The sequence below is a fragment of the Mesorhizobium sp. M4B.F.Ca.ET.017.02.2.1 genome (assembly GCF_003998955.1).
GTDB lineage: Bacteria > Pseudomonadota > Alphaproteobacteria > Rhizobiales > Rhizobiaceae > Mesorhizobium > Mesorhizobium abyssinicae.
In genome coordinates, this window is the sequence record NZ_RZOF01000001.1 from 34,218 (window position 1) to 50,568 (window position 16,351).

Consider the following 16,351-nt stretch of genomic DNA (forward strand, 5'->3'; position numbering starts at 1 on the left):
CAAGGCGGAAGTGCCGAAATAGGACCAAGCCATTTTGGGTACTAGAGAAAGATCGTGGGCCTGAAACCGGTTCACCATTGCGGTCCGAGAACCCGACGAAGGGCGCCGTTTCAGATGTTCCTAGCTCGGCCGGAAGGCGACCTGAGGCATTCGCGCAATGGGCCTACCGTCCGCAGCGCGATGAAACCCGCGTCATATCTGGGGGGGACGACGCCCCGTTTGGATAGCGATGCGCCAACCACGATTGATATAGCCCTTGCTCTCCTTGGGTCGGCGCTTAACAGCCACTGGCTCGCGTGCGAAGTCGATTTCAATCAGGCCTGGGCTAAACTCCCTTACAGGCGCCCCGTGTTGCGCCGCTGCAAAGCGAGCCAACAGGTCATCGCGAGTCAAAAGGTGCTCCCCGCCGGCAATTGCCGTTGCAAGGATCATCATGTCGTTCACCGAGTTGCGGAAGTTGGACTTGACGTTGTGACGCTGGACAAAATTCCACAGGAGGTCGATCCCCAACTCAGCTGTCTGAGAAGCCAATGGTACGCATTCTTCGACATGCTCGCAGAGGAACACGAAGCGCGGCCGGAGCTTTTTCTGCAGGGATTTGTCGAGTGAAGAAACGAGATGGTTGAAGGCGGGGCTGTTGCGGTCGTTGATGATCGCTGCCGTGGCTCGGCTGTTAAATTCGACAAGCGTTGGGTAGTCGCTTCCGAAGTCGAATACCAAGCGTTCTAAACCACCGCTCTTCCACTGCGCTGGCGCTTCGGATGGCAGGCCGAGATGCCGGCCGGAACGATACTTGATGTAATAGCGAAAGCTCGTTGGCGAACTGGGCTCGTACAGCTCCAGGAACTCGTGGGCGGCTACCGAGGAAATCCGCGCGCCAGCGAGGCTAACTTGTTGGCCTTTGTAGGCGTAGGAAAGAACTTGCGTGTCGACCATCATGCCTGTCGGGCGCCTCGTTTGTCCGTCATCCGGTCCCGCTCCAGCACATCGGATCACGCGTTGTTGAGGCCTCGCCTGCGTGCTCTTCGCTTTCACCTTTGCCTTCGCCCTGCGTTGATAGGCGACTGCATCACAGAGGGCAACGAACTTCGCAGCAGGCGCTACGCCCCAGCACAGGTATTGAGTGTATCCTGGTAACAGGACTTGGCTTCCATGCCGCTTTCAGATGCAAACAGATAGAAGCGCGTTCGTCACAGCTGGCCAACACGTGCTTGTCGGCGCGATCCGCCAGCTATAGGCCTGTCGCAACCTGTAGCGGTGGCTCGTGTTAGCGTCTCTGGCAAAAATAAGCTGGAGGCGTGCCGGGCCCAGGCCGACCCTACTGGCTTTCCGATCAACCTCGAGATACCTCATAGCCCCTTCAGTTCTAATTGTATTTCGACTTAGATCGCTCCTCGGGAGCCAGCCAGCCTTCAAGATAGTCCAGGGGATCCATCGTACCGAACATAGCTCTCGCCAAAGCGATGCGCTCCATTAGTTGGGAACGTCGTTCGCTATCCACGTGCTCTACCCGCCGCTCCGCATCCTGAAAGAACCGTTCAACCGACATCGCGGAAGCTCTAAAAGCGGCTACGGCGACTCGCAGCCGCCGTGCCGACTATGGAACTGCACCCGCTGGTTACCTAAGGTGCAGGCCCGACAGTCACTTGTTGGCGCCGCAGAGGGCCCTCAAAGTCGGCGCAACGGCACGCCAGATCTTTCTTGTTAGCTCAGGGGATTTCAACGTCTTCATGCCGGCACCAGAAAATACGGGGACTAAACATCTAGGGCTGCGGTTCTTTGTTAAACTCCTTGATGGCCCGGTCGATAGGCCCGCCCCGTCGTGTTTGCCTCATCTGGTAGGGCCTACCCAACACTTCGTATTTATCCGTTACAGAAAGCGCTTGGCTTCTGACAAGTTTGTTGAGTCGAACGCACCTTGGATCGCCCGGCATCGCGAAATTTTGCCGCCAAAAGGTGTCGAGTGCGGCGGCCTCACTCCTAGCTTGCCGCATATGGAAGTCGACTGGCTGCATCATCACTGCCGTTAGCTCGTTCCAGCGCTTTTGGAGCTTGGGAGACGCTCCGTAAGCCAACACAGGATATCGCACAGTGGCATAAACCACGGGCTCGACGGCCTGCGGACCGACCTTGGCGACTCGCAAACGCCGGAAAGGGAGCACGCAGATGAACTACTTAGGCATCCGTTCCATCCATCAATCCTCATATTCGGAAGTTCTCGGTGGCTCTTTGCCAGGATTGGACGGCGTCTCGGACACGCTCGTACCCTGCTTCTTGGTGCGCATCGTCTGTATTGTCACATAGAGATCCCGAGGGGATGCTTTGTCGAGGTCCTGCAGATCTCGATAATTGGCTAGGAAATCCAAGATGCTCGGCCTTACTGGGCGCGTGTCCGACGGCGATCGCGTCTTCAACTTTCGGTCGAGATCCAACTTCGTGAGTTCGATGGCATGTTTGCGCCACTCTGCTTCCTTATCTTGCCTATCGCGCGCGCTTACAACGAATTTGGTTACCACACCCGTTATGACTCCGACGATCACCGCGCCGGTAGCGCCTGCCAAGGCAGTAACTGCTGCCAACGTCGTCGGCTGCAGTCTCGACAGTTGCTGAAAGAAATCTTGCAACGTGCTCATGGAGCAACTCTCAGGCTGACCGGGCGCCGCCAGCCTGGTCTTCCGCTCTTCCGACGATGAATTTGCGCTCCAAGACCCTTCCGGCGGAATCGTTGGCTATCACGACCAATTCGGCTCCGCCTACCCCTGGAGGCATACGCATCTCCTCGTGACAGGGTGGATCGGGGCAATCGCTGTCATGAACCACTTTTCCGTTCAGCCGGACGATGATGCGAGTTCTGCCTATGCCACCGAAGATCGTGAACTGAAAATTCCTGCCCTCGACGGGCGGTTTTGCATCCAATTCCATGTTTCAAGCCATCCGTTTAGTGCGGGACACCGTGCCAACCCAGATTATCAGACAATTTCTAAAAGACATCAGCCCGAGCCAGTTCGGATTTGCGAATTCCAAAACAGCAGACAATGCTTGAAAGTCATTTCATTCTCCCGTGTTCCGGTCTCTAGTCATTCCCCGTTTGAGGTTGTCACACAGACCGGCCGCAAGATCATGACGGCCTCACAGCAGCAGCCATCACGCTTGCCGGCCCTGCGCGTCGTGGCGTGTGGCCACACGCTCCGAAGGTACCCCCAACGGTAATCGCAGTCGCCACCACCCACAGCACCCTTCGCGGACACGCCAAATGGCCCGTTGGACTTTGCGCCGGACGATGCGACTTCAGCTTTAGTTTAGCACTTACTAAAACTGGATCAAATAGAGGGAAGCCTGATTTGAGTTTAGCCTGCGTGGAGGATGGGTCGCTCTCTAATGGAGAAAGTGGTCGAGACCCTGAATGCATATCCGTTGCAGGTCTTGAACAACAAATCGGATGACTAAGGCGCGAAGTGCGAGGCGCTGCGCCGTAAACTGCTGAAATCCTTAACACGATTTTCATTCCCCTGCCCTACCACTATGCCATGACAAGGCGTTACGAGCTGCCGGTTGCAGGCCCCACTCCCCAGGGAACAAAGCGAAGCCGTAGAAGCCGGGATCCTCCGAGATCAGTTCGCTGATCTGAGGAAGGGATTTTCATTTCCATGCCTATCGGCACGATCCTCTCGGCCCTGATCCTGGCTATCCAGATGCTTTCGGGCGGCAGTTTCGCGGTGCTGTGGTTAGCAGCGGTCAGCAGAATAAATGGCGCACGCACAGTACTTGCCTCGCCCAGCCAGACATTCCCGACAGTGGGCTGAAGCCGGTCGGTGCTCGACTTTCTTTATGGGATATTAGCTCTGGCGTCGGGCGCCGCGTGGTCCTTTCTGGCCGTGCTGACGCTTGGCTGCACCAATGCGCAAGCCCCACTTTACCTGATCGTTCTGGCAGCTCTCTCGGCCGGTTCGGTCACCTACGTCTAATGTCCAAATATGTCCCATAAGCACACGCAATTCGGGCTGAGGCGCGACCCAGAAAGTTCGATAGGCTTTCAGGAACCCAACCAACTGGACACCGAAGCGGACCGGCGAACATTTGCACAGTAGCGGCGTCTGAAAAGGGCTGTCGGCAGTTTCCCTCGTGGGAACGGAAAAAGAAGAGAAGTAGAACTTTCGTGTTCGATTTTTGCACACGACATATCATAACTAACTGATTTTCTTTATGTATGTGTCTTATCCATCAAAAGCAGCCTTGCCCTCAGCGTACGGCTTAGTGAGCAGGGGCCTCGGGACTGGCATCAGATTGCTACGGCAGTCGCAACCGTTGCCAAGGGCCCTTGTCCCCTGCCATAGCACTTCGCGATAGCGCTCCCGAGCGGTAAGGCACCGCCTCCACTGGTCGAAGGGTATCGTACAGCAATGCTTACTGCCATAGCCGCCCTGCCATATGAGACCGTTTAGCATTTTTGCGGCTAGGGCCGCGCCGACGTACGCAGGCGGCTGTCTACTCGTTTCGCGGTCGCGGGCAATCGCGCCACGCGCGCTTTTCCGTGCCCAGTCGCATGCACGAACGCGAAGGAAAAGGTGGGCTGCGTTGTACAGAATTTGGATGTGATCCCGCCTAACGTATTGAACTACCTATTAAATATATTAGCCCCATCACTGCTTAACTCGGCCCCCCGCGAGTGCAATTTCGAGGACACGGACCCGCGTCATCAGTTCATCGACTTTTGCTTGAAGCGAACTGTTGGTGCTAATGTCCGTACCGGCAATAGGTTGAAGCGCCTCAATGTTGGCAGGCGGAGCGGCCGGCATCGTTCCACGAGCCGCTAAGACCCTCTCAAGAGAGAAGTTTGGAGCGTTGAGAGCCGCAACGTTTTCGGTCGTCGAGAAAATCTGGTTGATGATGTAGCCGAGGCGCACACCAGCCATCTGAAGCTGTCTCTTGACCAACGGCGCTTGCCGTTCGATGTAGGCTTGGTCGGTCGTGACGGTCTTCTCATTATGTCCGTCATAAGACACAGCATCGGATGTGTAGCGGCATTCATGGCCGACCTCCACACAGTATTCTGTATTTGGCGCGAGCGATATCGCCAGCGAGGCATTTGCCCACCCCAAGACCGCGTTCTCATCTATGTCGCCGTGGGTCCAGTCAGAACGATCGGCAAATGTAATTTCAGACCTCACTTCAATCGCGGCGGTCTCGGCGTCGTCTCCGAGTGTCTGCTCGATGATACAGGTGTCCCAAACGCTGTGAAGATCGCCGCTGCAGGGTGAGCTCCCTTTGATAAGACCAGCACCGTGGTCATCCCCGAAAGAAACGTGCAACGGCTGATGGATGTCGCCAAGCCAGTGGCCGAGGCTCTTAATTAAAGACAGTTGATCCTCATCCCGAGTTGTGAGTGCCAGATCTCTGATGTCGTTTAGGATCGCTGTAACGATGCATTTTTCAGCACCTGGACATAAATCGGTCGCGGTAATTTGGTTCGCGTTGCGGGGAACATTTACATAATGCTCGATCCTTCGTTTCTTCGGGTGATCCATCCAAGTACAGGCTTGGGGAAAGGCTCGAAAATCGCGATCTTGAGCGATCAGACCATCGACTTTCTGTCGAGCCGAAGGGGTGAGCTCCTTGTAGGCGATGCTGCAGACGATCTGGTGTCCTTCGTCACCCCAGGCAAAAGCCTTTTCCTGCCCAAGAAAGGCAGCAATGATTAGAAGAAAGATCTGCAAAAGATAACGCGATATCATGCTCGCCTCCCCTTCTCTCAGTTTTTCATGCTATACTCTCTGGCACAGCCCTATCGTTTCTGACGAAGGATGCCGTGGCGCTGTGCCCTCGATGCCTTCGCATGGTTTCTCATTGTGTATTGGTCAACCTTTTTCGGATTGACCGCAGGCGCTCGCGCTCGTCCGGCGAATGGCGTTGGTCGACGGATGTTGGACGATGCTGAATTCACTCAGGCGATCAGACAGGCCTGAAACTGGCACCGGGTTGTTCCGCACATAGGCAGGAACGATTTCCGTTGTCAGTTTGATGAGATCACTGGGCTTTTCGTCGACCAATGGTCGGCATCCTTCACTATGACGGTCCGATCAACGAAGGTCAGCTTTGCACGACTGGAGTTGTCCTCAATCGATGCCAAGATGCGTGGCGATTTGGTTTGCGCCGCTCGCCAAAATCCCGGCCAGTATCTCAAGAAAATCGCCCGCCCCCTCGATCGGGCGGCAAGTCGATATCCAGCTAAGTTCGCACACATCGTCGCCGCTCACCGTCATTACCGAGCGGTAGCCAGACACCGGCATCCCTAGCACCGAGATATAGGCTAGGGTGCGTGAACTATGGTCGACGCTCTCGAGCTGCTCGATGCCTAGATTCAACTTCCCGCCGCCGGGCCCCGGATCGAATGCCATGTCGCGAATTGTACCGACATCCCCGTCGGCAGCGTTGGGATATGAAATATACACGCGTACCAGCGAGGGGAAGATCACCTTCAGTCCGCCGAAATCGGCCACGATCCGCCACACCTGATCCGCCGCAGGCGAAGCGGGGCCACCGACATAGGAACGACGGACGCTAACTCGCGATTGGCCGTCGCTAAGCTGTTCGATCCGCACGTGCGCTGGTCCTATCATTTTTTCGTGCATGCGCTGACCTCCCCGATCCTCGTCTTTCGGCTGTCTCCGCAGCACGGATTAGGACTGCATGAACCAGAAAGGCGGTACGCAGGTCTTGCCGCCGCCGATCTCGATCCGCATGATCTCGATCGATTGGATCTTCAGTCGCTGCATCAGCGGAATCGCCTGGACCAACGCGGGTTTGTCGCCGTTGAAGGCCCTGTGCAGTGCCGTGAGCAAACCTGCGTAGGTTGCCATGAAAGCCTCGAAAACCGCGTCGAAACCGACTGGCATGCGCTCCCTGCTCGGACGGCCGATCGGCCGTACGGCATCCCAGTCGACCGCTAGCCGCGCGCCGGTCGGCGCGCCAATGTCGTCGTCGCGGTCATATACGCGCTCGAAGAGCAATTCCTGGAATCGGAAATAGTGTGCCACCTCCTTTGGCTGTCCGAAGCGCACGTCGTCGCCAGTTAGGTTGGTAAGATTGACGCGCCCCTCACCCTGCTCCGCGATGATGTCGATCGCGGTGATCGCTTCGGCAAGGCAGTTGATCGGCGCCAGCCGCCCGCCCCCACCATAATAGTCGCTCGAACTTAGTTGCCGCGCCGGATCGCCCGCGAACAGCTTTGCCTCGCCCAATTCTTCGCTGGCCGCAATCAGCGCGTTGCGGAGTGTGGCATAGAGCTGCCCGATCGTCGCGATACCGCCGTTCGTGCTCCAATGTTCAGCGGGGATGTCGGGCCTCTCGATCGCTATGAAGACCTTCACTGCGGCCTGCGAAAACGGCAGAAGATCGACGATCAGCTCATTGGCGATATGCGGGGCCTGCGCAGGATAGGCAGTCCTTCGCGGTCCGGTGTCGTCCTCTCCCGTCACCAACCGCGGTGTCGCGCCAACCGCATTCATGATATTCGAGACCAAAGCAGCGTGGAGCATCTCCTCCATCACGACGCTTTGGACAATCTCGACTGGTGCAGCGTTGGTGCCGTCGATGATCGAATAGATCGCGGTCAGATAGGGCGGGATGGTGAACAGTTCGACCTCGAGCGCCTGTTGCAGCAGACCGTATAGTCTAGCAATTTGGGGATAGGTCATCGGCCCGCGAGCTCCAAATTGTCGAAGAGATGCTCCGCGCTGCGAATCGAGAGTGCGGTCGCGGTGAGCGTGGGGTTGGAGGTCCCGACCGTCGGCATGCTGCCGCAGCCGATCACGTAGAGATTGGGATGATCCCACGATTGCTGATAGCTGTTAACCACCGAATCTGCGGCACTGCTGCCCATACGGTGAGTGCCCATGATGTGCCCCGCCCCGATATACTTGAATGTCCGGTTGCCGACCTTAACCTTGTCGCCCAAGAGCGAGTCGTGATCGGTGAATTCGACCGCACCGACACGCTCATAGAATTTAGAAGCGAAGCGGTAGGCAGCCGCCATGCCACTGCGCGTATAGCTGTCGATATCGTAGTGGATCACGGGCTTATGCAGCCCAAGTGGATCCCGGTGCTGCGGGTCTATCGTGACATAGTTTTTGGGGTCCGGCAGCTGCTCCATCAGAAAGCCAAGTGTAATCTGACGGCGAAGCTGCATTCCCAGCTGCGTGCGCAACTCAGTACCACTGAGGGGCGCGTTGGGGACGATTTGGTCGACCTTGTCCTTCGGATATTTGTCTCTGTAGGAACTCGGATCGATCATCCGCTCGAGATCGAGATAGGGGGCGGTGTCGGCCAGGCTCCAGCCAGTATTACCGACATCGGTTCGGAAGGCGGCATGTTCGCCACGGAAATTGCCTTCGCGCATAGGCAGGTCAGAGGTGACCAGCGGGCCACGAAAGCCATCGACCGCATCGTCGCTCGACATCAATCCCCAGGACAGGATGAAAGGATGGTCCATCAGATTTCGCCCGACGCAGGCGCTGCTGTTGGCTACCGCTTTGCCAGTATTGTTGTCACGTGAGGCCAGCAAGAGTTTGGCATTCTCGATCGCGCTGGCTGCAAGAACAAATCGGCGGCCCTTAGCGCGGCACGTAGTCGTATAGGGGACGTTGGGTTCGTCATAGGCGAGATATTCGATTGCAGAGACGTTGCCATCATTGCCGAGGAGGACTTCGGACGCGACTGCCCGGGTTACAATGTCAACATGGATCCCTGCCAGCTTCGCCAACTGGCCCAGCTCCTCTATGGTCTTGAGAGCATTATATTTGGCGCGCGACGGGCAAATCGGAATGCAGCTGGAATTGCCCTCGCAGCGTTGCCCTGCCCCGGTATATAGATCCTCGGGCGCGCCACTGGGCTGATAGTACCTGTCACGGCGGTGGCGGGAGACGGCAATATAGTCGCGAGGATCCCTCGCGGCTGGTTGCGGAATAGAGTTGCGAGCCTGCGGGATAGGGACCAATCGAACTGGGTACTCTTCTCCTTCCATCTCGAACGTGAAATCGGCGCCAATCTTGTCCTCAAGCACTTGGTCGAGATAGCTGACCGGAATGCGCTGCATGGGGTATTCATAGTCGCCGAAATCCTCCTCGGCGCCGGGGTAGACCTTGTACTGGTCCGCCGCGCAAGCCGAGATGCCCAACTCCCATTCGGCCTTTTCATAAAAGGGCCGCATATCCGAGTACGAGATTGGCCAGTTTACCCCAACGCCGTGCCGCTTCTTAAGTTCAAAATCTGCCGGCAGCATTCTGAGGGAAATGCCCATCCAATGGTGCGTCGTCCCTCCGAGCATGCGCAGATTGTTGCTGCCAAAGGTCAGAGGCCCATTCTGGATAATGTAGCGATCATTAGGCGCCTTGAGGAAGGCCAGGTCTTCGGGCGACGGCGCGTTGGCCGATATTGGATAGGGTGCGTTGGGGGTCTTGATCAACGCGCCGTAATAGGTGTTGAGATAGGCATTGTGCGCCACATCGCCCCCTGCAATGCCCGTCCCCGCCTCGAGGATGAGGATCGATAGCGACTTGCGCTCGCGATAGGCCAGCTCGGCCAGCACCTTGGCGAGCACAGTGCCGGTGACGCCGCTGCCGACGACGACCACATCATAGACGCGATCGGAGATGTCGGGAGTTCCGCTAGCCATCACAGCCTCCGTGTCCAACTGGCGAAACCGGGTTGCTTGGCACCAGGCGGATTGACCCCGATCGCGCGCCAGACTAGCCCCTCCTGATATGCAAGCGGCGAGATGACACGGTCGAGGTCGCGGCCGAACTCGTTATATCCCTCGGGCACTTTGCCTTCGAAACTGTCGCGAGCCCAAGTGGCGGGAAGGCGCTTCCATTGGCCGAGGTACCACATGCGGATGAGGTTCTGAGCCAGCGGCCGCCAAATAGCAGAGGCTAGCGCGGCGGCGGGTTGGTTCGCGGTTGCCTCCAGAAAGGCGCCGCGGATCGCGCGGCCCAAGATCAGGGCAAGTTCCTCGAAATACGTCTGCACAAGCCCAGTCGAATGCAGTTCGGCTTCACTAAATCCTGTTAGGCCGACCGAGATCGCGACGAACATATCAAAATCACCGGCCTGGTCCTTACCCGTGTCGTAGCAGGTCGGCTGCCCGACGGCGGCGGCAAAATTCTGTATTTTCCAATAGGCCATAATCTTCATCCTGGTGAGTGGTGTGGCTGCACGCCAGGCGGGCCGTTCAGGTGACTCCAAGAGGATCCAGATTGAGCGGACGGACGCCGTCGGGCTCGAAATCAGAGGTCAGCCCCTGCTGGAAGCTAAACACGTCGTCCGGATCGACCCTGCTCTTGACGCCGACCAGGCGGTCAAGATTGCCGCCATAATATTTCGACTTCCAGTCACGCTGCAGCGGGTCGATATAGTTGAGGTATGCGCCGTCTGCATGCATTGCCACATCCTCAAAAAAGGAATAGGCCCATTCGATGACCTGCCGTGCGTCCTGCGGGCGATTGGCGTCCCAGATTGCCTTGACCTCAGGCATAAATAGGCTCTTGCGGTGCCAATAGGCGGATGCTCCGGGTGCAATTTCAGCGATTCGGCCGCCGGCATGGGTCCACACCACAAACGAGTCGGAGCCTGGCATTCGCGACATGTGGTATTTAAAGATCTTCGCCAATTCTTGGGTCATTCCACCCGGCGGCAACAGCGCCGAGCGAATATAGGCCGCACGACCCGAAACTGAGGTCGAGCCCCCCGCCATCAGCTCGAATTCAGGTAGGGTCATCGAATAGAGCGAAACGTTCGAAGGGCCCAGTTTAAACAAGGGCTCGAGCGCTTTCATGCCATCATCGAACCTGCCGTTGAAAATCGGGGTGAAGCGCAAGAAAAGCGCCGGCGCGCCGCCGTTCCGGGGGTCGGGCTGGTAGCCGAGAAAGCCGTAGATGGCGAGCGAAGCCGGGCAAGTTTTCGCCAGTTCGTTATAGACCGGCAAGATTTCATCGATGCGGTAAAAGGGAAATAGTACTTGCCCGGCCAACACCGTCGGCGCCGCGAGATGATGGGTCTTTATATCGACATCGATCGCGACCCCGAAATTGCCGCCGCCGCCGCCGCACGCCGCCCAGAATAAGTCGGCATCCTGGCCAGTTGATGCCCGCGCGACCCGCCTCACGGAGCCGTCGGCCAATACGATCGTCAGCGCCTCAATATTATCGATGCCCAGACCATAGGATCGCGAGACGAAGCTGTATCCGCCGCCCAACAGGAAGCCGCCTGCACCGACTCCGAGACAGCCGCCGGCAATAGGCACCAGACCAGTACGGCTGACGCGCAGAAAATTATAGACGTCGCGCCAGATCGAACCCATGCCGACCGTAAGCACATTCGTATTCGGATCCAGCGACAGCCCGGAAAGGCCGCGAATGTCGAGCACGATTCCGCCATCGTTGAGGCTGTAGCCGGCAGCACTGTGCCCACCCGAACGAACCGTTAGCTTCAGGCCTTCGTCACGGGCGAATCGGATAGCTGCAGCAACGTCTTCGGCGTCAGACGGCAGCGCAACCGCAGCCGGCTGGCGGTTGATCCGGCCATTGTCGATGCGAATGCAATTCATATAGTCACTGTCGCCAGATCCTGCGACCCGGCCGCGCATCGCTTTGGCCAATTGCTGGACGATATCTCGCATCTTGCCCCCCCGACCAATTTCGTCTGCGAAAAAACGCGCTGGATAGTCCGAGGCGATCAGGGCAACCCGGTGATCCTGCGCTCGATATAGGAGTCGAGCACGCGTCGCCCTGTCGACATGCCCGCAGTTTCGGTGATGAAATCTTGGTGCGGCTGGCTAGCGGCATAATCGTCGTACTTGCCGCGATTCTCGAAGATGATGTGCATCGCGACATCGAAGCTGGAATCGCTCACGTCACGATGAATATCGACCGCGCGCAGCCCAAGTGAAAAATGAACTTGCCCGTCATGGTTGGATAGATACTTGACGCAATAGTCGAGAAACGCATCGACTGCCGGGTCGGAAAAGTCCAGAAGTTGAAAGAATACCATATGGGCAAAGTATTTGCCCGGCACGCCCGCCCCGCTTCCCACCTCGCCCCCCTCGTCTACGATCGCTGAGTTAAATCACACCATCTGACGAATTTAATGATACGTGCTACCAAGCCAGAAGGCAATTGGTTTTTGCCTCGGGTAAGTATCCATCCAATATTGACTTCCCTTGGCTGAATTGTATGGTTGCTCCGTTCGAGCAGCTTTGTCCAGGATTTCAGTTGTTTATAGTTGTCCTTTCTTCTCCAGTTTCATCGGTGACGTTTACTGCAGATGGCTAGGCGGAATGGAAGGGTGACGGAAGCCGTGCGCGACAGGTGATCTAGCGTCGCGCGATGTCAGGGGAGGGGTGACATGGCCGATCCAGTGCAGACAAAATCATTGTGGCTAGTCGGTCGAAGTTTTTCGCATCTCGACGAGGACATTAGAAATGATCCTCGGCTCGGGCTGCTCGGTCAGTTAAAAGGCACATGGCTCAACGCGGAGCCCTTCGAGCGCCGCATGTGGAACTTGATCGCCCTACCGTTCGGGCCGGCGGATAAATTTCCGTTCCGTTATCGCCTACTGCTCAACCAAGGCAATGAGCGTCTCCGCTTTTCGCTCGGCGATCTTGGCGCCCCCAATCGCAGCGACAGCGGGCGGGACCAGCATGTCGCGGCGCTGATGTACTTGCAGGAAATCGACCAGCTAAAGGCGATCGACGCGACAACGGACGCAAGGGGCGTGGTGGCGAGCCCGGCGACGCCCGATGTGAACGACACACCGAAGGGAAGCGTGCTCGTGCCCGGGGAAGGAGTGATGACCCCAGACAAGGTCGGCATCCATGCGGAATCGGGCATATTCTTCAATCTCTCCGGACTGACTGGCCCATGCGACGACCTCGACAAGCAGGGCCCCAAGATTGGCCGGATGGCGAACATCCCGCATGGCGACACTGTTCTAGCCATGGGCTTTGACGGTCCTCAATTCGTCACGCAGGGCCCTCCCAACTTCAAGGACCCAGTGCTACTCGCAGCATTCGATGCGTTGCCGATCGGGCTCGATCCCATGAAGGAAGAGCAATTGACGAAGGACTATCTCGCGCCTTACCAGCTATTCATTGACCATCCGTTCCTAGGAGTCGAGACCAAGCCCGGTTTCCCTGGTTTTTCACCTGCCCATCCACTGGCGTTGCTTGACGGTGCCATCGAGCGGGCTTTCGAAGGAAAAGGAAAGGTTATCAAGACGACGACGATCGTCGTCGACAGCGATACAGCTGGCAATGTTTCCAACATCCCGTTCGTAAACTGCGAAGCCAAGGCCATAAAGGTGAACGCGGCATTCTGGATTCAAGAAGTCGAAGTCGAAGGCAGTCCGAACCGCTTCGTCCTGCAATATGCACAACGGGTGATGCTTGAGTTTCATGACAGGCGCGACGGCGTTAAGGGCAGGATACGCTGGCCACATATCACCATTAACACGCTAATTCGCTCGCTCGACGATGACGCTAAGGCTTTCTGAGGGCGTATCGTGCATAAGCAATGAGTCGCAGGTCGGCAGTAGGGCGAGCACGACCTACCTGCGGCGGTGCCACAACTGAAGATGGCTGCAGCCAGTCGAGCGAGGACGGAGATGCTGGCAACTGGTATAGATCGCCTCTCCCTCAGCGTTGGTCGACTCGCCATCGCCACAGCCGCGATCAATCTACAGATCACACCAAATCTTCCCCCCCGCTGGAATGTCGCGGCGTCAGTGCCTTCTCGTGGTATTCCCGACGCGCCCCTAGCGGCTAGCCGGGTTATCTAGCAGACAAACGTCAGTGGATGGGGCCGCGGAGATCAAGTAGCCCATTTGCACTCGTGGAGGATAAGGATGCTAGCATGCCCGTCCGCCCTCAAATGTGGGTCCTGAATTTCGAAGAAATATACTCGCGTCCCTGAATGAATCGACAAGGACAGGTAATCGGTCAACCAAGCGGAGAGGATCCATGAATCGGTTTATCATTGTTCGCCATGGGGGAAGCACGGGCAATGAAGATCCGGCCTTCTACGCCTATAATGACAGCGCGCTTTGCCTGACGACGAACGGCATAAGGCAAGCGCTCGCAACAGCGGGCATATTGGCCCAATTGGAGCCGCGTTGGGGTAAGCCCGGAAATTTCGCCCTGGAGGTTTTCGTTTCAGAGTATAATCGCGCGCAGCAGACCGCGCGTATCACGCTTGACCAGATGAACTTGCTATCGATCCGACCGCAGATCGCGGCGCTTCTAAACGAGCGCGACTATGGCCTTGTCTACGACAAGCGGATGGACGAGGAAGCGAGCAACGCTGGTCAGGGTGGCGAAAGCGCATTGCAGGCAAAGCGAAGGGTGGTAGGTTTCTTGAACGAAATATCCCACCTCCTCGATAGAGCAGATGTGCTTGCCTTCTCGCATTTCGGAACTATCCGGGCGATTGTTGCAAACCTTCTGGATCTCACGGATACCGAGATGATGACCCTTGAGGTTCCAAACGGGCGTGCCTTTGCGTTTCAACGCGTCTTTTTACCCGACGGGAGCTACCGGTTCGAAAAGGCAGATTTGCCGGACCATATCCTCGTCAAGGAAGCCAAATTTATTACGGAGCCGCCGACCGTGCTACCGCCGCCTGCAGTACTCACCTCGGCTGCTTTGCGAAAGTAAAACATCTTGGCTCGGGACTGCCTTTTCTCGCTTTCAATGTGTTTGTGACAGCCAAAGGATGTTTGGCGAGGTTCCAATTATCCCGCTCGTCAGGCTTGGTCCGGGCCGCCAAGCCTGACGGTTGCTTTGCCGCAGACAGCATAGCTCGCACCACCAATCCAAATATGACCTAACCCAGACTCGTTATAGCCATCTGACGAATTGGATGAAACCTGATCTCATAATCTCTATCGTTTCTCATCCAGAGCTAAGCGAACTATTGATTCTGATAGCGATTTCGCATTTCTGACGCCCGGTTCGGCATCTGGATGGCGCCCCCTCGCCAACTCTTCGAAAACCACCGACAGCCGTTCCATCTATGCGTCTGGACGCGACGCGACCGACATTGGGACCACAATCCCAGTACCATTGGCGTCAACAGCACGGGTGGCTTGATCTGCCACGCTGCCCACCGGAGGCAAGAAATGCTGCTTTTCCTGTACTTCATTGTACTTTCGGGTATTCTGCCCGACATTTTTGTGAGGACTTCGCTAATACCTTTGAGACCACCTCTTAGTCCTCTTGTCAAGCTTGCGTCGTCATGGGTAATTCTTTTATTTTCTTCTCTATCGGCAATAGTTGACTAAGTCTTCGCATCTCGCGACATCCAACCAATCACCCTGGTCCGCTCAACAAATACCGATACCTCGATCGAATAATTCGCCTCGCATTTCTTGGAGAATACGCTATTGTTGAGGTGTTGGATTTTGGGGGATGCAATGAAGTCGCTTGCCTTTGCCTGTGCTTTGTCCATTGCAAGTGCTGGCCCATGCTTTGCGTGGGGAGACCGGGGCCACTCGATCGTCGCAGAAATTGCGCTGCATCATCTCTCCGAGCCTGCACTGAAAGAGGTTCAGAGGCTACTTGGTAAGGAGTCACTGGCTGGAGTTGCGAGTTGGGCCGATGACTACAAATTCACCGAAGAGGGAAAACACACCTATGACTGGCATTTCGCCGATGTCGACGTCACTCGCGACAAATTCGACAAGTCGAAGGATTGCATCGGGCCGAATGGATGCCTTGTCACCGCACTGGCGGCCCAGGTCGATGTACTTGGCAACAAGAGCAAGACCGACGCCGAGCGAAGACAAGCTCTTCTAATGCTGGTGCACCTGGTTGGAGATTCCACGCAGCCTTTCCACTGCACCGAACGAAATCATGACCAGGGTGGCAACAAGGTGAAGGCGGATTTCGAGGGCAAACGCCCCGATGGTAAGCTTCGCCCTGTGCCCGACACTAACCTTCATGCCGTTTGGGATGACAGTCTCATCGACAACCGCGCTTATGCGTGGGGCAACTATGCAGCCGAGCTCGAAGCAAAAGTCGTGCCTCTGGTGACCGACGTGACATACAACGCCGGATTCGCTGAAGCCTGGATCAATGAGTGCCATACTGTCGGGCAGAAGCTCTACAAAGAGCTCCCGGCGCCGAATGCTGATAACATCATCGTGCTGGGTGATGCATATCAAACTGCTGTAGCAGAGACGCTTGATCGTCAACTCGCGACCGGCGGGTTGCGATTGGCAGTGATGCTAAACACAGTGCTGGAAAAGTGATCTCACAGGGCTGCATCGAATCCATTCCCCGTCTCACTGGTCGAGGCTCCGGCTG

At 56.7% G+C, this 16,351-nt stretch carries 14 protein-coding genes; 4 read left to right on the forward strand and 10 right to left on the reverse strand.

Going from position 1 to position 16,351, the window contains the following annotated elements; all coding sequences use genetic code 11:
* Window positions 1-192: 192 nt before the first annotated feature.
* Together EN738_RS00135 and EN738_RS00145 are read right to left on the reverse strand one after the other, a co-directional pair.
* Window positions 193-939 carry a hypothetical protein gene (locus tag EN738_RS00135; RefSeq protein ID WP_127281920.1) on the reverse strand — a complete coding sequence of 249 codons (747 nt, stop codon included), beginning with the start codon at window positions 937-939 and terminating at the stop codon, window positions 193-195.
* Window positions 940-2,195: 1,256 nt separating this feature from the next.
* On the reverse strand, window positions 2,196-2,633 hold the full coding sequence (locus EN738_RS00145) for a hypothetical protein (protein WP_127281921.1): 438 nt from the start codon (window positions 2,631-2,633) through the stop codon (window positions 2,196-2,198).
* Window positions 2,634-3,812: 1,179 nt separating this feature from the next.
* Here EN738_RS00145 and EN738_RS35245 point away from each other — a divergent pair.
* Entirely contained in the window at window positions 3,813-3,965 is a 153-nt protein-coding gene (locus EN738_RS35245; protein WP_189605671.1) for a hypothetical protein, read from the forward strand.
* A gap of 675 nt (window positions 3,966-4,640) precedes the next feature.
* Here the strand turns inward: EN738_RS35245 and EN738_RS00150 are convergent.
* The 8 genes from EN738_RS00150 to EN738_RS00185 form a co-directional block, all read right to left on the reverse strand.
* Window positions 4,641-5,732, reverse strand: coding sequence for a S1/P1 nuclease (locus tag EN738_RS00150; RefSeq protein WP_127281922.1), 1,092 nt, complete (start codon window positions 5,730-5,732; stop codon window positions 4,641-4,643).
* 123 nt (window positions 5,733-5,855) lie between these two features.
* Complete coding sequence (locus EN738_RS00155; RefSeq protein ID WP_127281923.1) at window positions 5,856-6,047, reverse strand: hypothetical protein; 192 nt, start codon at window positions 6,045-6,047, stop codon at window positions 5,856-5,858.
* 66 nt (window positions 6,048-6,113) lie between these two features.
* Complete coding sequence (locus EN738_RS00160) at window positions 6,114-6,629, reverse strand: SRPBCC family protein (protein ID WP_127281924.1); 516 nt, start codon at window positions 6,627-6,629, stop codon at window positions 6,114-6,116.
* A gap of 48 nt (window positions 6,630-6,677) precedes the next feature.
* The gene (locus EN738_RS00165; RefSeq protein WP_127281925.1) at window positions 6,678-7,694 is read right to left on the reverse strand and encodes a ferritin-like protein; all 1,017 of its coding nucleotides are present in this window, start codon (window positions 7,692-7,694) and stop codon (window positions 6,678-6,680) included.
* Window positions 7,691-9,670: a GMC family oxidoreductase gene (locus tag EN738_RS00170; protein ID WP_127281926.1), complete on the reverse strand. Its 1,980-nt coding sequence runs from the start codon at window positions 9,668-9,670 to the stop codon at window positions 7,691-7,693. Before EN738_RS00170 ends, EN738_RS00165 begins: the two co-directional genes overlap by 4 nt.
* Window positions 9,670-10,179, reverse strand: a complete 510-nt coding sequence (locus EN738_RS00175; protein WP_127281927.1) for a hypothetical protein — start codon at window positions 10,177-10,179, stop codon at window positions 9,670-9,672. The genes EN738_RS00170 and EN738_RS00175 overlap by 1 nt, the downstream gene beginning before the upstream one ends.
* Window positions 10,180-10,225: 46 nt before the next feature.
* Entirely contained in the window at window positions 10,226-11,671 is a 1,446-nt protein-coding gene (locus EN738_RS00180; RefSeq protein WP_127281928.1) for an FAD-binding oxidoreductase, read from the reverse strand.
* A 56-nt stretch (window positions 11,672-11,727) separates the two neighbouring features.
* A complete protein-coding gene (locus tag EN738_RS00185) occupies window positions 11,728-12,066 on the reverse strand; it encodes a Dabb family protein (protein WP_127281929.1) in 339 nt (112 codons plus the stop codon).
* 330 nt (window positions 12,067-12,396) lie between these two features.
* On the opposite strand from EN738_RS00185, the gene EN738_RS00190 reads away from it, so the two are divergent.
* The 3 genes from EN738_RS00190 (at window position 12,397) to EN738_RS00200 (ending at window position 16,296) form a co-directional block, all read left to right on the forward strand.
* Window positions 12,397-13,542, forward strand: a complete 1,146-nt coding sequence (locus EN738_RS00190; RefSeq protein ID WP_127281930.1) for a heme-binding protein — start codon at window positions 12,397-12,399, stop codon at window positions 13,540-13,542.
* 466 nt (window positions 13,543-14,008) lie between these two features.
* Window positions 14,009-14,701, forward strand: a complete 693-nt coding sequence (locus tag EN738_RS00195) for a histidine phosphatase family protein (RefSeq protein ID WP_127281931.1) — start codon at window positions 14,009-14,011, stop codon at window positions 14,699-14,701.
* Between the two features lie 758 nt (window positions 14,702-15,459).
* Window positions 15,460-16,296, forward strand: coding sequence for a S1/P1 nuclease (locus EN738_RS00200; protein ID WP_127281932.1), 837 nt, complete (start codon window positions 15,460-15,462; stop codon window positions 16,294-16,296).
* Window positions 16,297-16,351: the final 55 nt, after the last annotated feature.